This is a genomic window from Limnohabitans sp. TS-CS-82, from assembly GCF_002943475.1.
The window spans coordinates 191,622-211,312 of record NZ_PTQX01000008.1 but is presented as its reverse complement, the minus strand read 5'-3'; the positions used below and the strand labels follow the sequence as shown (position 1 = coordinate 211,312).

Here is a 19,691-nt window from a genome sequence, read left to right as displayed (position 1 = left end):
CAAAAGCGAGGATTACCCCGCCGTAGAAAGCGCAAGTCCCGCGTGCTCGCGCAGCGGGTGAAAATGAATCTTCGGAAACCGCTCTTGCGCCAACCGCACGTCATAAGGCGACGTGCACAAATACGCCAACGTATTGGCCGCATCCAAAGCCATACGCTGCGGATACGCGTAGGTGAATTCGCGCAGCTCAGCAGGCGTGTCTGCCGTGATCCAACGCGCGCCGGTGTACTGGCAGCTCTCTAGCTTCACATCGCAGTCGTATTCGGCTTTCAAGCGGTGTTGCACCACTTCAAACTGCAACTGACCCACAGCGCCCAGCAGCATCGCGCCGCCTGCCTCGGGTTTGAACACCTGAATGGCGCCTTCTTCACCCAACTGGTCTAAGCCTTGTTGTAGCTGCTTGGTGCGCAATGGGTTTTTCAAAATCACCGTCATGAACAATTCGGGCGCGAAGAACGGCAAGCCTGTGAATTGCAAGGCTTGCCCGTCGGTGATGGTGTCGCCCAGCTGCACGCCGCCGTGGGTGGTGAAGCCGATGATGTCGCCCGCATAGGCCTCTTCCACCGCTTCGCGGCGTTGCGACATGAAGGTCACCACGCTGGTGGGGCGCAGCTCTTTGGCAGTGCGTTGCACCTTGAGCTTCATGCCTGGGGTGAACTTGCCTGAGGCCACGCGGACAAAGGCAATTCGGTCGCGGTGGTTGGCGTCCATGTTGGCTTGCACCTTGAACACCACACCGGCAAAACCTTCGTCTTCGGGTTGAATGGTTTTTTCAATGGCTTGCTTGTTGACGACAAGATGGCTCAGACGAGGGCGGGGCGAAGGCGCGAGGTCGACCAAAGCGTCGAGCACTTCCATCACACCGAAGTTGTTCACGCCTGAGCCAAAGAACACGGGGGTTTGCTTGCCGGCCAAGAAGGCTTCTTTGTCGAACTTGGGCGATGCGCCGGTGGCCAGCTCCATGCTTTCCATGGCGGCGGCCCATTCCAATCCAAAACGCTCAGCCAGCTTGGCTTGCTCGGTGAGTGGGTGTGTTTCAAAGTCTTGCGGCAAGCGCTCAGAGCCGGAGTCAAACACGGTCATGGCTTGCGTGCGCAAGTTGATGATGCCGCCGAACAACTTGCCTTGGCCCACAGGCCATGTCATGGGCACGCAGGGCATGCCGAGTTCGCGTTCGACTTCGTCGAGGATGTCGAGCGGGTCGCGCACTTCGCGGTCCATCTTGTTGACGAAGGTGATGATGGGCGTGTCACGCTGACGGCAGACCTCAATCAAGCGGCGGGTTTGGGCTTCCACACCGTTGGCCGCGTCAATCACCATCAGGGCCGAGTCCACGGCGGTGAGCACGCGGTAGGTGTCTTCCGAGAAGTCTTTGTGGCCGGGGGTGTCGAGCAGGTTGATGACGTGGTCGCGGTACAGCATTTGCATGACCGACGAGGCCACCGAGATGCCGCGTTGCTTCTCAATCTCCATCCAGTCCGAGGTGGCGTGGCGGCTGGCTTTGCGGCCTTTCACAGCACCGGCAATTTGAATCGCACCCGAGAACAGCAACAGCTTTTCGGTCAGCGTGGTTTTACCCGCGTCAGGGTGAGAAATGATGGCAAAGGTGCGGCGACGGCGCACTTCGTTCAGAAAGGAGCTCATGGGGCGGTGCGTGTAAGCACGTCATGTCAAAGGGCAGAATCATAGCGCTCGGGGCTGCGCGCTTTGAGGTTGGGCATGCGTCAAGATGGCTTGCACCAAGATGTCGCGGTCAAAGGGCTTGGGCAGGACTTCGCGAAAACCGAGGGCCATGCATTCTTTGACGGCATCTTCCGCCACATTGGCGGTGAGGGCGATGACGGGCACGTCGCGGTAAGGGTGGTCCAGATCGTCACGAATGCGGCGAACGACTTCGGTGCCCGAAATGTCCGGCATGATCAAGTCCATCAGCACGAGGTCGTAGCGGTGTTCGCGCATTTTGTTCAAGGCATCGCTGCCGTTGATCGCGTGCTCGATGAGGGCGTTGGGCAAGCCGCGTTTGATGCTGGCGGTTGCGACCAATCGGTTGGTGACGTGGTCGTCGACCACCAAAATGTCGAGTTCAATCGGGTTGGCGCTGCTGGGGTCTGTGGGGCGACGTGCCATGGGCGGCTCGGCCACGTCGATGGGCAGTTTGACGGTAAAGGCACTGCCCATACCGAGCGTGCTTTCCACGCTGACGCTGCCTTTGTGGCTTTGCACCAAGCTGCGTGTGATGGCCAGCCCCAACCCGTTGCCATGCAAGGCGTTGCCCGCTTTCAAGTCGTTGTCGCTGATCTTGAGTTGCACAAAGGGTTTGAAGATGTTTTCGAGGGCCGACTCAGGCATGCCTGTGCCCGTGTCTTCAACGCGTATCGTGATGTTGCCGTGTTTGGGCGTGTTCGGCATCGCTTCAAAACGGATGTGCATACGCACTTGGCCTTGAGAGGTGAATTTCAAAGCATTGCCGAGCAGGTTCAAGATGATTTGAGCCATTCGATGCGCATCGACCAGCGCCCATTCGGGGACGTTGGGGTCAATGTCTAGCGGATATGCCACACCCAGTTGATCCGCCCGTGGTGACAGGGTTTGGTGGGTGCTGCTCAGCATCTCGCGCAGATTGACGGGCTGCAAGTTCAGCACCAATTTGCCTTGCTGGATTTGCGAAAAGTCCAACAAATCGTTGATCACCGTGACCAAATGTGCGGCTGAGTTGCGCGCACCTTTGACGTATTGATCTGCCGGTTCGGGCAGGTTCGCGTCGGAAGACAGCAGCCCCAAGTAACCCATGACGGCATTCAAAGGGGTTCGCATTTCGTGGCTCACCATCGCTAAAAATTGGTCTTTGTGCGCGCTGGCCACTTTGAGGTTTTTAGACAGGCTTTCGAGCCGTGTATTGGTTTGACGCAGGCGGCGCAGGTGCTGCTCGTTGGCCGTGTCATAAATTTGCACCAAGGCCAGTTGGGCCAGCAGCATGAGTATGAACATGCCCGCCGCAAACGACAGGGATTGCCAGGCGTTGTCGGCAAGCGGAGCGCCGTCGCCCAACGATTGCAATACAAATGGGTGTTCAAGTTGAGGCAGCATGCCTCGGGTTTGCAAAATATACAGACCCATCACGCTGGCCATAGACGCCAGCATGGCCAACAGGCCACCAACGCGTGAGCCCATGAACAAAGGCAGCAGGGGAATGATGGCCAACCACGTCAACACGGGGGAGGCGACGCCTCCCGTGATGGATGCATTGAAGAGCACCAGCGTCATGAGCGTGATTTGATAGATCACGCCGCCCCACTTCACGCCGCCACCATAGCGCCACACCAGCATGCCGACGAGCACGCAAGCCGCAGCCAAGGCGCAAGAGCTGGCGCTCGTCGTATGGCCAAGCCAATACAACCACGGGGTGAGACCCAGCAAGCCAGCCATGGCGGACACAGAAAACCAGACAAAGTACACGTTCGCACTTTGACGTAGGTGCGAGGCGAGTTGCCGTTTGATAAAAATGTGGATGTGGCGATGAACGTTCATGCCCAATGTTAAACCTTTAGATTTAATTTCAAGGGGCGTGTGCATCGCGGGTTAAAATAATGCCCATCCGAGGAGCGCTGCAGCCTGTACCCGTCATTTCTGAGGGTTCACAGGTGAGGCTCGGACACACAGGTCGATTCGCTGCTTTTTGCGGCATTGGGCCTCACGTTTCCAACCGCGCTCACCCACTGTCAACGTGAGGTGAGTCCTGCGGAAATTTCGGTTTCGGACTCCCACGCTTACCGCGCGTTGCCAGTGGCTTTGCCCACCTTTGGAGTCTCACCAATGAACGCTGTTCTCAAAACCAACCCCGCCACCGATTACATCGTGGCCGACATGTCGCTGGCCGCTTGGGGCCGCAAAGAAATCAAAATCGCCGAAACCGAAATGCCCGGTTTGATGGCCATCCGCGAAGAGTTCGCCAAAGCGCAACCTTTGAAGGGCGCTCGCGTGACCGGCTCTTTGCACATGACCATCCAAACGGCTGTGTTGATCGAAACCTTGAAGTCTTTGGGCGCTGACGTGCGTTGGGCTTCTTGCAACATCTTCTCCACCCAAGACCATGCTGCTGCTGCCATCGCAGAAGCGGGCACGCCCGTGTTCGCCACCAAAGGCGAAACCTTGGCCGAGTACTGGGACTACACCCACCGCATTTTTGAATTCGGTGCAGCAGGCACCCAAGGCGAAGGCCCCAACATGATCTTGGACGATGGCGGCGATGCCACGTTGTTGATGCACTTGGGCAAGCGCGCTGAAACCGACGCTTCGTTGATCGCCAACCCCACCAGCGAAGAAGAAACTTGTTTGTTCAACGCCATCAAAGCCAAATTGGCTGTTGACCCCACTTGGTACAGCCGCAAAGGTGCGCACATCATCGGCGTGACCGAAGAGACCACCACCGGCGTGTTGCGCTTGAACGAAATGGCCGCCAAAGGCAGTTTGATGTTCCGCGCCATCAACGTGAACGACTCTGTCACCAAGAGCAAGTTTGACAACCTGTACGGCTGCCGCGAATCGTTGGTGGACTCCATCAAGCGCGCGACGGACGTGATGATCGCTGGCAAAGTGGCGTGCGTGGCCGGTTACGGCGACGTGGGCAAGGGCTCTGCCCAAGCCTTGCGCGCTTTGAGCGCCCAAGTGTGGGTGACCGAGATCGACCCGATCAACGCCCTGCAAGCTGCAATGGAAGGCTACAAAGTGGTCACCATGGAATACGCTGCTGACAAGTGCGACATTTTCGTGTCGGCCACCGGTAACAAAAACGTGATCCGCTACGAGCACATGGCCGCCATGAAAGACGAAGCCATCGTTTGCAACATCGGTCACTTCGACAACGAGATCGACGTCGCTTCGCTCGAAAAGCTGCAGTGGGACGAGATCAAGCCGCAAGTCGACCACGTCATCTTCCCTGATGGCAAAAAGATCACCCTGCTGGCCAAAGGCCGCCTGGTGAACCTGGGTTGCGCCACCGGCCACCCCAGCTTTGTGATGAGCTCCAGCTTTGCGAACCAAACGATCGCTCAGATCGAGTTGTTCACCAAGCAAGACCAATACGAAGCAGGCAAGGTGTATGTGTTGCCTAAGCACCTCGACGAAAAAGTGGCGCGTTTGCACCTCAAGAAAGTTGGCGCAATGTTGACGGAACTGAGCGACGAGCAAGCCGCCTACATCGGCGTGTCTAAGAACGGCCCTTATAAAGCCAACACCTACCGCTACTAAGCCCTTTGGCTTTTGTCCATGCGCGCAGACCAACTTCTCGTCGACCGTGGCTTGGCCGCTTCGCGCTCACAAGCGCAGCGGCTCATTGCCTCGGGCGTCGAGTGGCGCTTGGGCACCAAGCCGTGGCAACGCGTGACCAAAAACGGTGACGAGTTGCCATTGCCCAGCGAGCTGCGCTTGCTGGACAACGCAGAGGCGCGCTATGTGTCTCGCGGCGGTTTGAAGCTGGAAGGTGCGCTGCTCAGCAGTGGCCTGACCGTCCAAGGTTTGCGTTGCCTCGATGTGGGGCAAAGCACAGGTGGCTTTACTGACTGCTTGTTGCAGCAAGGCGCTGCGCAAGTTGTGGGGCTCGATGTGGGGCACGGCCAATTGCATCCGCGTTTGCGTGACGATGCGCGTGTGGTGTGTGTGGAGCGTATCAACGCCCGCGAGCTAGAAGCGGACGATGTGCGCGTGCCTGATGCGCGTGATGGTTTTGATTTGGTTGTGGGTGATTTGTCTTTCATCTCGCTCACCCTTGTATTACCCGCGTTGTTGCCTTTGTTGAAACAGGGCGGCGCGCTGCTGATGTTGGTGAAGCCGCAATTTGAATTGCAGCCCAGCGACATTGGCAAAGGTGGCTTGGTCAAAGACCCCGCCAGCTATGTGCAGGTGGAGGCGCGATTGCGTGAAGCCTGTGCGAGTTTGAATTTAGAGGTGTTGGGCTATTGGCCCAGCGCCATTGCCGGTGGTGATGGCAACCAAGAGTTTTGGATCGGTGCCCGTCGCGCCTGACGCGCCAAGAAGAGAGATAGAGATGATCGTCAACAACAGTTTGAGCATTGAGTTTTTTCCACCCAAAACGCCAGAGGGGGCCGACAAGTTGCGCACTGTGCGCCAAGCGCTGTACCCCCTCAAGCCCCAGTTTTGCTCGGTCACCTACGGTGCGGGCGGATCGACGCAGGCCGGTACGCTTTTGACCTTGAAAGAAATCTTGAGCGAAGGCATGGCGGCGGCCTCGCACTTCTCGTGCATTGGCGCCACGCGCGACAGCGTGCGTCAGCAGTTGGCTGAATTCAAAGCCATGGGCGTGAAGCGCTTGGTGGCTTTGCGTGGTGATTTGCCCAGCGGCTATGGCGCGGGCGGTGAGTTTCAATACGCCAGCGATTTGGTGGCCTTCATCCGCGCTGAGACGGGCGACGATTTCGGCATCGAAGTCGCGGCCTACCCCGAGATTCATCCACAAGCCAAATCGGCAGAAACCGACTTGCAAGCCTTTGCGACCAAGGTCAAGGCCGGCGCGGACTCGGCCATCACGCAATACTTTTACAACAGTGATGCGTATTTCCGTTTCGTGGACGATGTGCAAAAACTCGGCGTTGAGATTCCCATCGTGCCGGGCATCATGCCCATTACCAGTTCGTCGCAACTGTTGCGTTTCTCCGATGCCTGTGGCGCAGAGATTCCACGTTGGATTCGCTTGCGTTTGCAAGGCTACGGTGACGACATGGCCTCCATCAAAGCCTTTGGTTTAGAGGTAGTGACCGACTTGTGCGATCAGCTGCGCAGCGCTGGCGCACCGGGTTTGCATTTCTACAGCATGAACCAAAGCGCAGCGACCTTGTCCATTTGTGAAAACCTAGGTTTGATCGCTTAGGCTGCGTTTGTTTGACCTGGGTCAAATGCCGCAGCGTGCGGCTTTGATGCGCATCAATGGCGGCAGATCTTTCTTGATTTGAAATAGATCTCACGGGAATAGCCCGGAGTCTAAGAAAGAAAAATCATGAAAAAAATAATCATCGCCGCCGCTGTTGGCATGTTGGTCGCCGGTCAAGTCGCCGCACAAGAATCGCCTTGGTTGGTGCGTGTGCGTGCCGCTCATTTGGACATGGCCAACAAAGGCGCCACCAATCCTGACCTCGCTTTGAGTGTCAACGACAAGACCATTCCTGAATTAGACGTGAGCTATTTCTTCAACAAAAACGTGGCTGCTGAGTTGGTTTTGGCGGTGCCACAAAAGCAAGTCGTGTCTGCGGGCGGTGCTGCGATTGGTATCTTTAACCACTTGCCCCCCACCTTGACCTTGCAATACCACTTCACCGATTTGAAGGGTTACAAGCCTTACGTGGGCGCAGGTTTGAACTACACAAAGATCACCAACGTGAACTTGACGACTGGCCATACCTTGGACAACGACACTTGGGGCACGGCGTTCCAAGCGGGCGTGGACATTCCATTGACCAAGCAAATTTCTTTTAACTTGGATGTGAAAAAAGTGCACATCAAAACCAATGTGTATGCCAGCAATGGTGCCAATGGTGGCGTCTTGAAACTCGACCCCGTGATCGTGGGTGTGGGCGTGGGCTACCGCTTCTAAGCACCTCACGAAGTATCAAGGCTTTCACAAAAATGCCCTGCAATGCAGGGCATTTTTCATGGGCGATCAACGCGATAACTTAGCGCTCATCAAAACTCACCACCACGCTGGCCGTGGTCGGGCGTGCTTGGCAACTCAGCACAAAGCCTTGTTCCATTTCCCACGGTTCGAGGGTGAAGTTTTTGCTCATCTCCACCTTGCCTTCCATCACCTTGGCGCGACAGGTGCAGCACACGCCACCTTTGCAGGAATAGGGCAAGTCCAAGCCGTGGTTGAGGGCCACGTCCAGCACATGGTCGTCGGGGCCCATGGTCATGTCGTAAGGTTTGCCATCTAAGACGATGCGCAGTTGGATCGCATTTTTTGACGGGTCTGTTTGCGTGGTGCTGCTCTTGCGGGGCGCTGTCGGTGTGCTGGAGGTGAAGCGCTCTGAATGCACGCGTTTGGCAGACACGCCCGCATCAATCAGCGCGGCTTCGGTGGCTTCGATCATGGCTTCGGGGCCACACACAAACACTTCGTCCATACTTTTCACGGGCAGCAATGCCGTGATGATGGCGCGTACTTTGCCGCCATCAATGCGCCCTTCCAGCAAGGGCACTTCTTGGGCTTGGCGCGACAAGATATGGATCAAGGTCAAGCGGTCGGGGTAGCGGTCTTTCAGGTCCTGCAGCGCCTCGTTGAACATCACGCTGGCCATGTGCCGGTTGCCATAGACCAAGGTGAATTTCGATTCAGCTTGACTTTCCAGCGTGCTGGCCATGATCGACAAGATGGGCGTGATGCCCGAGCCCGCGGCAAAGCCCACGCGATGCAAAGCGCGCGCACGTTGCACGCCAAAGCGGCCTTGTGGCGGCATGACTTGCAGGGTGTCGCCCGCTTTGAGTTGTGTGGTGGCCCAGTTAGAGAACAGGCCGCCGTCGACCGCGCGGATTCCCACTTGCAACACGCCATCGCGTGTCAGCGTTTGTGGGGTGGAGCAGATGGAATAGCTGCGGCGTACATCTTGACCCTCGATGGTGGCGCGCAGGGTCAAAAACTGACCGGGTTCAAACGCGAACGTGCTTTGCAAATCCGCAGGGATGTGAAAGCTGAGCGCCACGGCGTTGGCGGCTTCGGCGTCGACGTGCGACACGGTGAGGGTATGGAATTGAGGGGCTGCAGACATGGGGCTGGCCTGTTCAAAAATTAGTAGGGTTTGAAGTAGTCAAACGGCTCCATGCATGACAAGCACTTGTAAAGCGCTTTGCAGGCGGTGGAGCCAAAGTGAGAGGTCTCGGTGGTGTCGTGCGAACCGCAATGGGGGCAAGGCACCACGTCAAGTGTGTGGCGACGTGCCGCAAATTGCATCACGGTGGAGGTCGCGTCGGTGTCGCTGCGCACGCCACAGCGTGCCGGTGGCGCGATGCCATACGCGCGCAGTTTGTCGCGTGCGGCTTGGTTCATCCAGTCGGTGGTCCATGCAGGCGCCAGTTGGGTTTGCACACGGGCGTTCACGCCCAGCGTGGCTAAGGTGGCGCGCACGTCGTCTTCAATTTGGCCCATGGCGGGGCAGCCGCTGTAGGTCGGGGTGATGACCACAGTCCAGCTGCCATCGCTTTGACACACCACGTCACGCAAGATGCCCATGTCACGCAGGGTGACGACCGGAATTTCTGGGTCGCTCAAAGTGTCGAGCGCCGCCCAAATGCGAGCCAGTAACGCGGCCTGATCGGGGGGCGTCGGTGCGGTTGGCACAACAGGTGCCGACGCCACAGATGACGCCATGGCCGCCCATGCCACTTGTGCGTTTGAAATGGGGGGGGTCACCACACGCCTTGTGGGTGCGCGCGTGCCAAGCTTTGCATTTCGGCCAACAAAAAGCCCAAATGCTCCGAGTGCAAGCCGTGCTTGCCGGTGTGCACAAACCCGTCCGTGGACGGCTGCTGCAAGGTGGCCTCAGCGATGCCGTTGCGCACCAAGGTTTGCCAGTCGTCGCGCACGGTGGCGGTGTCGATGCCAATGCCCGCAGCGGCAGCTTGCGTTTCAAAATCACTGGCGGACCAAAACTCTTGCGTGTACGGCAGCAGGTGGTTCAGCGCTGCTTGTGTTTTGGCGTGCGAGACCTCGGTGCCGTCGCCCAAACGCACCAGCCAGTCGTGTGAGTGACGGAGGTGATAACGCACTTCTTTGAGTGATTTGGCTGCAATGGCCGCCAAATGCGCGTCTTGTGAGGTCTGCAGTTTTTCCCACACCAAAGCCATCAAGCTGCTGTACAAAAAATTGCGCACGATGGTGACGGCGTAGTCGCGGTTGTCCACGGCGTAGCCCACCAAGGCGGCGTGATGCGGCAGCTCTAGCAAGGTGTAGTTGCGAAAGTCGGGCACGTCACGGAAATACGCCAAGCTGTCTTCGGTGGCGCCGTCGCCTTTGAGCGTGGCCGCGTGCTGGTAAAGCATGCGGGCTTGTCCGATCAGGTCCAGGCTGATGTTGGCCATGGCAATGTCTTCTTCCAAGATGGGGCCGTGGCCACACCATTCGGCATTGCGCTGGCCCAGCACCAAGGCGTTGTCGGCCAAGTGCAGCACGTAGTCCAAGTGCGCCGTCATCACATGTGCCCCACTTCGTCGGGGATGACGTAGAAGGTGGGGTGGCGGTAAATCTTGTCGCTGGCGGGCTCGAAGAACTCGGCTTTGTCGTCAGGGGCGCTGGCGGTGATGGTGTTGGAGGGAACCACCCAAATGCTCACGCCTTCTTGGCGGCGTGTGTACACGTCGCGTGCCATTTGCAGGGCGTGTTGCGCGTCACTGGCGTGCAGGCTGCCACAGTGCTTGTGCTCCAAGCCTTGTTTGCTGCGCACAAAGACTTCCCACAGGGGCCACTCGTTCAATGCTTTGGGGGTTGCTTGGCTCATGCGGCCTCCTTCAAGGTGTGTTGTTTGCGGGCGTGGGCCAAGGCAGCGTCGCGCACCCATTGGCCGTCGTTCCAGGCTTTCACGCGGGTGCCCAAGCGTTCTTTGTTGCAGGGGCCGTTGCCGTTGACGGTGGCCCAGAACTCGGCCCAGTCGATTTGGCCGTAGTCATGGTGGCCGCGTGCCTCGTTCCACTTCAGGTCGGGGTCGGGCAGGGTGACGCCCAGTACCTTGGCTTGCGGCACGGTGGCGTCCACAAACTTTTGACGCAGGTCGTCGTTGCTGATGCGTTTGATGCCCCAGCGCATGCCCTGCACGCTGTTGGGGCTGTCGGCGTCGGGCGGGCCAAACATGGCCAAGCACTTCCACCACCAGCGGTTGACGGCGTCTTGCACCATGGCTTTTTGCTCGGCGGTGCCTTGCATCATCACCAGCAGGGCTTCGTAGCCCTGGCGCTGGTGGAAACTTTCTTCTTTGCACACGCGCACCATGGCGCGGGCGTAGGGGCCGTAAGAGCAGCGGCACAGCGGGATCTGGTTCATGATGGCCGCCCCATCGACCAGCCAGCCCACCACGCCCACGTCGGCCCAGGTGAGGGTGGGGTAGTTGAAGATGGAGCTGTATTTGGCTTTGCCAGTGTGCAGCGCGTCGAGCATTTGGTCGCGGCTGGTGCCCAAGGTTTCGGCGGCGCTGTACAGGTACAGACCGTGGCCGCCTTCGTCTTGCACTTTGGCGATCAGGATGGCTTTGCGCTTGAGGCTGGGGGCGCGGCTGATCCAGTTGCCTTCGGGCAGCATGCCGACGATTTCGCTGTGTGCGTGTTGGCTGATTTGGCGCACCAAGGTTTTGCGGTAGGCCTCGGGCATCCAGTCTTGCGGTTCGATGCGGCCGTCGGCATCAATCCGCACGTCAAAGCCCTCTTGCAAGGCCGCTTCTGACGCGCTGACGGGTTTGGCCACGGCTTTGAGCTGCGCGCCTTGGGGTGCTGACGTATCGGCGGCGTCGGGCACGTTGAACGATTGGGTGTACATGAACCACTCCTGCACCAGCGACATGCGGTGCGCAAGCGAAAGTATAGAGAATTAGCCGACCGACTGGTCGGTTAATTGTCTAGGGGTTTTTCCGAGCCTAAAAACCCGACAATGGGCGTTTAAAAAAAGGGGACAGCGCCATGGCCATTCAAGCCGTCGTTTTCGATGCCTACGGCACCTTGTTTGATGTGTATTCGATTGGGGCCTTGGCGGAGCGCTTGTACCCCGGTCAAGGCGCAGCCATTTCGGTGCTGTGGCGTGACAAGCAAATTGAATATTCACGCTTGATCACGATGTCAGACCCGCATGCGACGGGTGGCAGCAAGCACTACCAGTCGTTTTTCGAGGTCACACGGGCCGCATTGCAGTACACCTTGGCGCGTTTGCACTTGGCCCAGTCGGCGGCCAATGAAGGCGCGTTGATGCGCCAATATGCGCATCTCACCGCATTTCCTGAAAACGTGGGCGTGTTGGAAACGCTCAAAGCGCAGGGCATTCCGACCGCGATTTTGTCCAATGGCAGCCCCGACATGCTGAATGTGGCGGTGACCCATGCGGGCATGTCCACCTTGATTGACCACATCATTTCGGTCGACAGCGTGCGCCAATTCAAAACTTCGCCCGAAAGCTATGGCTTGGTGCAGCAGGTGCTGCCGTATCGGTTGGACGAGATTTTGTTTGCGTCAAGCAACGCTTGGGATGCGTTGGGCGCCACTTGGTTTGGCTTTCAAACGCTGTGGGTCAATCGTCAAAGCTTGCCGCATGAAACCATCGGGCCTAAGCCCACGGTGACAGGTCGCGATTTGACCGACGTCTTGGCGTTTTTGAAGCCAATGCGGTAAGCCGGCACCGCGTTCGGTGCCGCTGCTGGCGCGGAGCGGGTGTTTAGCCGCCCGACTCCACGGCCCAGCTCTGGCCGGGGCCACGCGCCAAGGCTTTGGCCACGATGGGCAAGGCCTCGTTGAGCAGGGGCTTCAAGGTGTAGGGCGGGTTGATCAAGAACATGCCGCTGGCGCTCAAGCCCGTATCGTCGCCGCCGGTGGCCCGACCAATGGCCAAAGTGGCGTGCAACCAAGGCTTCTTGAGTTGGGTGCACATGGTTTTGAGTTTGCGTGGCAAATCATGCGCCTCAGGGCGAGGAATGATGGGATACCACACGATGTACGTGCCCGTGGCAAAGCGCTTCAAGCTGTCTTGAATGCAGTCGATGACGCGGTAGTAGTCGTTCTTGATCTCGTAGCTGGGGTCAATCAGCACACAGGTACGGCGTGAACCACTGGTCGAGACGGGCGGCGGCAGCAGGGCTTTGAGTGATTCAAAACCGTCAGCGCGCGTCACGCTGACCGTGCGGCCCGCGTTGAGTTGCTCAATGTTTCCCGTCAACGATTTGTGGTCGGTGGGGTGCATCTCGAACAGCTTGAGGCGGTCACGGGCTTCGTAACGCAACAAGCGGTGCATGATGAAGGGCGATCCGGGGTAGATGCGGGTGCTGCCCCCTGAATTGAAGCCGGCCACCATGTCGAGGTAATCCTGCAACGCGGGGATTTTGGCCAAATCTTTGGTCGCCAGCAATTTCAAGATGCCGTCAGCGGCTTCGCCACTTTTTTCAGCGTAGTCGCCATCGAGGCGATACAGGCCCGCACCGGCGTGGGTGTCCACAAACTGAATGCCGGGATCTTTGTGCATCAAGTGCTTCAAAGTCGCGATCAGCGTCAAATGTTTGAGGACGTCGGCATGGTTTCCGGCGTGAAAGGCGTGGCGATAACTGAACATGGGCCGGATGGTAACCCGCCATTTCTGGTGGTTTTGGCCTGACTTGCTTTAAGTCCTTGATTTTTCGTATAATTTCAGGCTCTGCAGCGCTTGAGTGGTCCCGCGGCAGAGGTTTCGCAAGAAGCACATCCCACCTAAGAGGTTCTCAACAGAAGAACGCCGACCGTGGAAAAGGGCCCTACAAACCTCTCTCCTTTTAGGATTTAACTATGTCTACATTCAGCGCAAAACCCGCTGACGTGGTGCATGAGTGGTTTGTGATTGACGCCACCGATAAGGTGCTCGGACGAGTAGCCAGCGAAGTTGCTCTCCGTTTGCGCGGCAAACACAAAGCCATTTACACACCCCACGTCGATACAGGTGACTTCATCGTCATCATCAACGCTTCCAAGATCAAGGTCACAGGTACCAAGTCTTTGGATAAGGTGTACTACCGTCACTCGGGTTACCCCGGCGGTATCACTGCAACAAATTTCCGCGATCTGCAAGCCAAACACCCTGGCCGCGCGATTGAGAAGGCTGTCAAGGGCATGTTGCCCAAAGGCCCACTCGGTTACGCCATGATCAAAAAGCTCAAGGTGTATGGCGGTGCTGAGCACCCACACACCGCACAACAGCCTAAAGTGCTGGACATCTAAGGAGCTGAAATGATTGGTGAATGGAATAACGGCACCGGCCGTCGCAAATCAAGCGTCGCTCGCGTGTTTCTGAAAAAAGGCTCCGGCAAAATCACGATCAACGGTAAAGACATCGCCGCATATTTCGGCCGTCAAACCTCGATCATGATTTCGAAGCAACCCTTGATGCTGACCAACAACGGCGAAGCGTTTGACATTCAAGTCAACGTGCACGGCGGTGGTGAGTCTGGCCAAGCTGGTGCAGTGCGTCACGGTATCACCCGCGCTTTGATCGACTACGACGCAGCTTTGAAGCCCGTCCTGTCACAAGCCGGTTTCGTGACTCGCGATGCTCGCGAAGTGGAACGTAAAAAGGTTGGCTTGCACTCTGCTCGCCGCCGCAAGCAGTTCAGCAAGCGTTAATCCGCTTTCTGTTTTGCCAAAAGCCGCATGGGTTCGCCCTTGCGGCTTTTTTGTTGTCGGCCGTGTTTTGTGCGATCCATCAAAGCCCATGCTGCAAGCAGCGTTACTCTGGGCGCTGCGCTTAATTCCCGAGTAAACCGATATACTTTAGCGATTGAATTTGGAGAGTAAACCATGAGCGCAGTTGCCGAAAACATTGAAACCGAAATGCCTGAACCGATCAACTTCACCGACAGCGCCGCTGCCAAGGTGGCGGATTTGATCGCTGAAGAAGGCAACCCAGAGTTGAAGTTGCGCGTGTTTGTGCAAGGTGGCGGATGTTCTGGTTTTCAATACGGCTTCACGTTTGACGAAGTGACCAACGAAGACGACACCACCATGACCAAAAATGGCGTGTCCTTGTTGATTGATGCCATGAGCTACCAATACTTGTTGGGCGCAGAGATTGACTACAAAGAAGACTTGCAGGGCGCGCAGTTCGTCATCAAGAACCCCAACGCCACCACAACCTGTGGTTGCGGTTCTTCGTTCTCGGTCTAATTCTTCGACCCGCTAAGACGCAACGTCAGGCGGGGAAGATGCCACCCAAGATGCGGGCGCCTTTGGCGCCCGTTACTTTTGGTGCATTACCAGGCTGTGCCAGCACGGTTTGGCGTGCGAGCCATGCGAACGCTGTGGCCTCCACCTGTAACGCAGGCATGCCGCGCTCTGCCGATGACACCACTTGGCACGAGGTAGAAGATAAACCCGCTTGTAAACGTGCCATCAACAAGCCGTTCAGTGCGCCGCCACCGCACACGATCAATTCGCACGCATCTGGCGCATGACGCAGCACATCGTTCGCGCACGCTTGTGCCGTGAATTCGGTCAACGTGGCTTGGACATCGGCCGGTGACGCATGCTCAAAGCGGGTCAGATGGGCGGTTAACCACGCAGGATGAAACAAATCACGCCCCGTGCTTTTCGGTGGGGGTTGCTGCAAAAACGGTTCTTGCATAAACGCGTGCAGCAAGGGGGCCATGACTCGCCCACTACGCCCCCATTGGCCGTTGTCATCGTAAGGCTGGCCTGTGTGTTGTTGGCACCAGAAGTCCATCAACGCGTTGCCAGGGCCGCAATCAAAGCCGAGCACATCGCCTTGGGCGGACAGCACGCTCACATTGGCAATGCCGCCGATGTTGAGTACCGCGACGGTTTGCGCAGCCTTGCCAAACACACCTTGATGAAACACCGGCACCAGAGGTGCGCCTTGGCCACCTGCGGCCACATCGCGGCTGCGAAAGTCGGCGACGACAGCGATGCCCGTTAACTCCGCCAAAAGCGAGGGATTGTTGAGTTGCAGGGTGTAGCCCACGCCGTCGAACAGGCCGGGTTGATGGCGCACCGTTTGCCCGTGTGCGCCGATCGCTCGAATGGTGGATACGGTTTGACCTGTGGCCGTCAAGAGCGCTTGCACCACTTGGGCATACACCTGCACCAAAGCGTTGGCCGCCAACGCACCTCGGTGCAGCTCGTTGGCCCCAGCGGTATTCAAGGCCATCAATTCGGCTTTGAGTGTGTCGTCAAAAGCGAGCGTTTGGTGCGACAAGACCCGAGGCGTGCCTTGACTGAAATCGACCAGCACACCATCGACACCGTCGAGCGATGTGCCCGACATCAAGCCGATGTAATGGCCCGACATTTATTCAGATTGACTTGGCTGAGCGTTTGCAGCGGCGGCAAGGTCAACCTTGGCGGCCGTGGCGTGACGCATGAACTCTGTGCGTGCCGCTGCCGACACTTCCACCACGTCACTTTGGCGCGCCATGGTGAGTGGGTCTTTGTGTTGGCCGTTCACACGGAATTCAAAGTGCAAATGCGGACCGGTCGCCCAGCCCGTGGCACCGACAGCGCCCAAGGTTTCGCCTTGGGCCACGCGTTGTCCAACGCGTACCGCAATGCGGCTCAGATGGGCGTACACGGTGGTTTGGCCGTTGGCATGCTTGACGATCACCACGTTGCCAAAGCCATTTTGAACGCCTGCGACGTCCACCACGCCTTGGCCCACGCTGCGCACAGGCGTGCCAGTAGGGGCTGCGTAATCGACGCCCAAATGTGCGCGCCACGTTTGCAAAATCGGGTGAAAGCGCATTTTGAAGCCGCTGCTCACACGTGAAAACGCCAAGGGCGATGCCAAATAAGAGCGGCGCAGACTGACGCCTTCTGCGTTGAAGTAACCACCTTCTTTGGCGCGGGCTTCTTTGAACCAAAACGCTTGGTGCGTCTTGCCGTTGTTCACAAACTCTGCCGACACCACGCGGCCCGAGCGCAAGGTTTCGCCATCGGCTTCGAAGGTTTCGTAGACCACCGCAAATCGATCGCCTTTGCGTAGCGCACGGTGAAAGTCGATGTCGCCTGCAAAAATATCGGCCAATTGGCTGGCCACGTTGTCTGGAATGTCGGCGGCGTCGGTGGCCGCAAACAAGGAGCTTTGAATCGCGCCATTGGCGTGGCGCGTACTCACGTTCAGCGGGGCCGATTCCAAACGTTCGGTAAAGCCAGTTGCGGTGCGCTCCATCACCCAGCGCGAAAAATCGGTCGCGTTGTCAGGAGCCCAGCGCACGGTCAAGCGTTTGAGATTGCGCGACTCGTCGCCCTCCACGGTGACCAAGCGACCATTGCGCGCCAAAATTTGGCTGCGTGCCACGCGCGCATTGCGCAGGTAAGCACTGGCTTCGGCATCGCTCACGCCAAGGCGGCTGAGCAGGCTGTCTGCGGTGTCGCTGGAGCGCGTGACGTCCGAGCGAAAGAGCATCAACGAGGGGTCTGTGGCGGTGTTGCTGGGCAGCGACAAGGTGGACACACTTTCCACCACTTGGTTCAGCGACGTGCCGCTGATACTCGTCGACAAATTGCCGACCGCAAATGCGCCGCCGCCAATGACGCACAGGCTCAAGGCAAAGCCAGCCATGGTGCGATGGGGATGTGTCTTTTGTAAATTTTGCAGGCGCTGTGCCCACTGGAAAAAGAGTTGCAGCAAGGGTGAGGTCTCCGGCTGTCGGTGGGGGCGGGGATTGTGTCCAAGGCCCTACGTCTGCGGCCTCTAAAATCAGCTGCAAACACCAAAGCGTCAAGTATACCTTGCGCATCAAAAAATCCTTATGAATCAAGCCTCTTTACATACTTACCCTATCTCTGATCGTGTGCGCGACGCCTTGGCTGTCACCCAGCGCGGCTGCGAGGAGCTGATTCCCGCCGACGATTGGTTGAAAAAGCTGGCCCGCTCAGAAGCCACAGGTCAACCTCTGCGCATCAAATTGGGCCTGGACCCCACAGCGCCCGACATTCACATCGGCCACACCGTGGTGCTCAACAAAATGCGCCAGTTGCAAGACTTGGGGCATCAAGTCATCTTTTTGATTGGCGACTTCACCAGTTTGATTGGCGACCCATCGGGCCGTAACAGCACGCGCCCACCGCTCACGCCGGAGCAAATCAAGGTGAACGCTGAGACGTATTACAAGCAAGCCTCGTTGGTGCTCGACCCCGCCAAAACCGAAATTCGCTACAACAGCGAATGGTGTATTCCGCTGGGCTCGATGGGCATGATTCAGCTCGCGTCCAAGTACACCGTGGCGCGCATGATGGAGCGCAACGACTTCCATGACCGCTTCCATGCCAACACGCCCATCAGCGTGCACGAGTTTTTGTACCCGTTGATGCAGGGCTACGACTCGGTGGCCTTGAAGTCTGATTTGGAGCTGGGCGGTACCGACCAAAAATTCAACTTGTTGATGGGCCGCCATTTGCAAGCCGAGTACGGCCAAGAAGCGCAATGCATCTTGACCATGCCCTTGCTCGAAGGTTTGGACGGCGTTGAAAAAATGTCCAAGTCCAAGAACAACTACATCGGCATCAGCGAAGCACCCAACACCATGTTTGCCAAGGTGTTGTCCATCTCTGACGTGCTCATGTGGCGTTGGTACACCTTGTTGTCATTCAAGTCGATGGCCGACATTGAGGCGCTGAAAAAAGAAATCGAAGGCGGGCGCAACCCCAAAGATGCCAAGGTGGCCTTGGCCAAAGAAATCACCTCTCGTTTTCACGGCGCCGCAGCGGCCGAGGCCGCGGAGCAAGACTTCATCAATCGCAGCAAAGGCGGCGTGCCCGATGAAATTCCAGAGGTCTCGCTCAGCGGCGCGCCCATGGGCATTGGTGCGTTGCTCAAAGCAGCAGGCTTGGCGCCTTCTAGCAGCGAAGCCAATCGCTTGATCGACGGCGGTGGCGTGCGTGTGGATTCCAGCGTCGTCAGCGACAAAGGCTTGAAGCTCGATGCCGGTACCTTCGTGGTGCAAGTGGGCAAGCGCAAATTCGCGCGTGTCACGCTCAGCTGATCGCCAGGCATGAACAACCAAACACCTCCATCGAAATGGCTTTCCCCTCAAGGCTTGCTGTGGGTGTCGGTGCTCGTGGCCTGCATCACCATCGGTCTGAAAACTTTGGCGTGGTGGCTGACCGACTCGGTCGGTTTGTTGTCGGACGCCATGGAGTCGTTGGTGAACTTGGCGAGTGCTGTGTTCGGCTTGATGATGGTCACCATTGCGGCTCGACCTGCTGACGAGGATCATCCGTATGGTCATCACAAGGCGGAGTACTTTTCGTCAGGCTTTGAGGGCATCCTCATCGTGGTGGCGGCGTTGGGCATCGTGTGGGCGGCCAGTCATCGTATTTTTGACCCACAACCGCTGGAACAAGTCGGTTTGGGCTTGGCGTTGTCAGTGGCCAGTTCGGCGCTCAATGGCGTGTTGGCATGGGTCATGTTTCGTGCCGCCAAGACGCATCGCTCCATCGCGCTTGAGGCCGATGCCCGCCATTTGGTCACCGATGTTTGGACCTCTGCGGGCGTGGTGATCGGCATTGGCTTGGTCAGCTGGACGGGTTGGCTGTGGCTGGATGCTGTGGTCGCGATAGGTGTGGCTTTGAATATTTTGAAAGAAGGCTGGCACCTCATTTGGAGCGCTTCGCAAGGCTTGATGGACGAGGCGGTGGAGCCTGATGTGCTGGCTCAAATCCAAGAGGTGCTGCACGATTTTTCGCACAGCCGCCATGGCCGCGGCGCAGCGTCGGGTGAGACGGTGCACATCGTGCGTTTTGACCATGTGACCACCCGCAAAGCCGGGCAGCGTCGGTTTGTGGACATGCACATGCACATGCCTGCGGAGTGGTCGCTGGGCCGTGCCGCCGCTTTGCGTGCCAGTGTGGAGCAAGCCTTGATGAGCACCGTGCCTGGTTTGCGCGCCACGATTCAGCTGTTGCCCAGTGATGTGGAAGCCCATTTTGATGACCCGCGCGATTTAATTTAACCCACGTCAGAC

General features: G+C 57.8%; 20 protein-coding genes and 1 riboswitch. Of the genes, 10 read left to right on the top strand and 10 right to left on the bottom strand.

Translation table 11 applies throughout. From position 1 onward, the window contains the following. Positions 1-12 precede the first annotated feature (12 nt). Together C5F52_RS16970 and C5F52_RS16965 are read right to left on the bottom strand one after the other, a co-directional pair. Positions 13-1,644 carry a peptide chain release factor 3 gene (locus tag C5F52_RS16970; RefSeq protein ID WP_104799534.1) on the bottom strand — a complete coding sequence of 544 codons (1,632 nt, stop codon included), beginning with the start codon at positions 1,642-1,644 and terminating at the stop codon, positions 13-15. Positions 1,645-1,683: 39 nt separating this feature from the next. After that, the gene (locus C5F52_RS16965; RefSeq protein ID WP_161499719.1) at positions 1,684-3,528 is read right to left on the bottom strand and encodes an ATP-binding protein; all 1,845 of its coding nucleotides are present in this window, start codon (positions 3,526-3,528) and stop codon (positions 1,684-1,686) included. 63 nt (positions 3,529-3,591) lie between these two features. After that, positions 3,592-3,718: riboswitch (S-adenosyl-L-homocysteine riboswitch) on the top strand. Positions 3,719-3,813: 95 nt separating this feature from the next. Between C5F52_RS16965 and ahcY the strand changes: the two genes are divergently transcribed. From ahcY to C5F52_RS16945, 4 genes are all read left to right on the top strand, one after another. After that, a complete protein-coding gene (gene ahcY, locus C5F52_RS16960) occupies positions 3,814-5,247 on the top strand; it encodes an adenosylhomocysteinase (RefSeq protein WP_104799594.1) in 1,434 nt (477 codons plus the stop codon). Between the two features lie 18 nt (positions 5,248-5,265). Then, complete coding sequence (locus C5F52_RS16955; protein ID WP_104799532.1) at positions 5,266-6,021, top strand: TlyA family RNA methyltransferase; 756 nt, start codon at positions 5,266-5,268, stop codon at positions 6,019-6,021. A gap of 22 nt (positions 6,022-6,043) precedes the next feature. Further along, positions 6,044-6,883, top strand: a complete 840-nt coding sequence (gene metF, locus C5F52_RS16950) for a methylenetetrahydrofolate reductase [NAD(P)H] (RefSeq protein ID WP_104799531.1) — start codon at positions 6,044-6,046, stop codon at positions 6,881-6,883. A gap of 126 nt (positions 6,884-7,009) precedes the next feature. Further along, a complete protein-coding gene (locus tag C5F52_RS16945; protein ID WP_104799530.1) occupies positions 7,010-7,603 on the top strand; it encodes an OmpW family protein in 594 nt (197 codons plus the stop codon). Between the two features lie 79 nt (positions 7,604-7,682). On the opposite strand, the gene paaE is transcribed toward C5F52_RS16945, so the two are convergent. The 5 genes from paaE to paaA are packed head-to-tail and all read right to left on the bottom strand — an operon-like array spanning position 7,683 to position 11,524. Continuing rightward, positions 7,683-8,771 (bottom strand): 1,2-phenylacetyl-CoA epoxidase subunit PaaE, encoded by a 1,089-nt coding sequence (paaE, locus tag C5F52_RS16940; protein ID WP_104799529.1) that lies wholly within the window; start codon positions 8,769-8,771, stop codon positions 7,683-7,685. 20 nt (positions 8,772-8,791) lie between these two features. Then, entirely contained in the window at positions 8,792-9,370 is a 579-nt protein-coding gene (gene paaD / locus C5F52_RS16935) for a 1,2-phenylacetyl-CoA epoxidase subunit PaaD (RefSeq protein WP_104799593.1), read from the bottom strand. Between the two features lie 38 nt (positions 9,371-9,408). Further along, the gene (gene paaC, locus C5F52_RS16930; protein WP_104799528.1) at positions 9,409-10,191 is read right to left on the bottom strand and encodes a 1,2-phenylacetyl-CoA epoxidase subunit PaaC; all 783 of its coding nucleotides are present in this window, start codon (positions 10,189-10,191) and stop codon (positions 9,409-9,411) included. Next, positions 10,191-10,496 (bottom strand): 1,2-phenylacetyl-CoA epoxidase subunit PaaB, encoded by a 306-nt coding sequence (paaB, locus tag C5F52_RS16925; protein WP_104799527.1) that lies wholly within the window; start codon positions 10,494-10,496, stop codon positions 10,191-10,193. Before paaB ends, paaC begins: the two co-directional genes overlap by 1 nt. After that, the gene (paaA, locus tag C5F52_RS16920) at positions 10,493-11,524 is read right to left on the bottom strand and encodes a 1,2-phenylacetyl-CoA epoxidase subunit PaaA (RefSeq protein ID WP_104799592.1); all 1,032 of its coding nucleotides are present in this window, start codon (positions 11,522-11,524) and stop codon (positions 10,493-10,495) included. The genes paaB and paaA overlap by 4 nt, the downstream gene beginning before the upstream one ends. Positions 11,525-11,664: 140 nt before the next feature. On the opposite strand from paaA, the gene C5F52_RS16915 reads away from it, so the two are divergent. Continuing rightward, complete coding sequence (locus C5F52_RS16915; protein WP_104799526.1) at positions 11,665-12,366, top strand: haloacid dehalogenase type II; 702 nt, start codon at positions 11,665-11,667, stop codon at positions 12,364-12,366. A gap of 43 nt (positions 12,367-12,409) precedes the next feature. Here the strand turns inward: C5F52_RS16915 and C5F52_RS16910 are convergent, their stop codons facing one another. Further along, on the bottom strand, positions 12,410-13,297 hold the full coding sequence (locus tag C5F52_RS16910) for a 23S rRNA (adenine(2030)-N(6))-methyltransferase RlmJ (RefSeq protein WP_104799525.1): 888 nt from the start codon (positions 13,295-13,297) through the stop codon (positions 12,410-12,412). A 209-nt stretch (positions 13,298-13,506) separates the two neighbouring features. Here C5F52_RS16910 and rplM point away from each other — a divergent pair, with 209 nt between their 5' ends. From rplM to erpA, 3 genes are all read left to right on the top strand, one after another. Beyond that, positions 13,507-13,935, top strand: a complete 429-nt coding sequence (gene rplM / locus C5F52_RS16905) for a 50S ribosomal protein L13 (RefSeq protein ID WP_104799524.1) — start codon at positions 13,507-13,509, stop codon at positions 13,933-13,935. 9 nt (positions 13,936-13,944) lie between these two features. After that, positions 13,945-14,337 carry a 30S ribosomal protein S9 gene (gene rpsI, locus C5F52_RS16900; RefSeq protein WP_100131730.1) on the top strand — a complete coding sequence of 131 codons (393 nt, stop codon included), beginning with the start codon at positions 13,945-13,947 and terminating at the stop codon, positions 14,335-14,337. Between the two features lie 174 nt (positions 14,338-14,511). Then, positions 14,512-14,877 (top strand): iron-sulfur cluster insertion protein ErpA, encoded by a 366-nt coding sequence (gene erpA / locus C5F52_RS16895; protein ID WP_104799523.1) that lies wholly within the window; start codon positions 14,512-14,514, stop codon positions 14,875-14,877. A gap of 25 nt (positions 14,878-14,902) precedes the next feature. On the opposite strand, the gene C5F52_RS16890 is transcribed toward erpA, so the two are convergent. Next, the gene (locus C5F52_RS16890) at positions 14,903-16,018 is read right to left on the bottom strand and encodes an anhydro-N-acetylmuramic acid kinase (RefSeq protein ID WP_104799522.1); all 1,116 of its coding nucleotides are present in this window, start codon (positions 16,016-16,018) and stop codon (positions 14,903-14,905) included. Then, a complete protein-coding gene (locus tag C5F52_RS16885; RefSeq protein WP_104799521.1) occupies positions 16,019-17,287 on the bottom strand; it encodes a M23 family metallopeptidase in 1,269 nt (422 codons plus the stop codon). Between the two features lie 190 nt (positions 17,288-17,477). Between C5F52_RS16885 and tyrS the strand changes: the two genes are divergently transcribed. Both tyrS and C5F52_RS16875 read left to right on the top strand, forming a co-directional pair. Further along, positions 17,478-18,710, top strand: coding sequence for a tyrosine--tRNA ligase (tyrS, locus tag C5F52_RS16880; protein WP_104799520.1), 1,233 nt, complete (start codon positions 17,478-17,480; stop codon positions 18,708-18,710). 9 nt (positions 18,711-18,719) lie between these two features. Next, positions 18,720-19,679, top strand: a complete 960-nt coding sequence (locus C5F52_RS16875; RefSeq protein WP_104799519.1) for a cation diffusion facilitator family transporter — start codon at positions 18,720-18,722, stop codon at positions 19,677-19,679. The last annotated feature ends 12 nt before the right edge of the window (positions 19,680-19,691 follow it).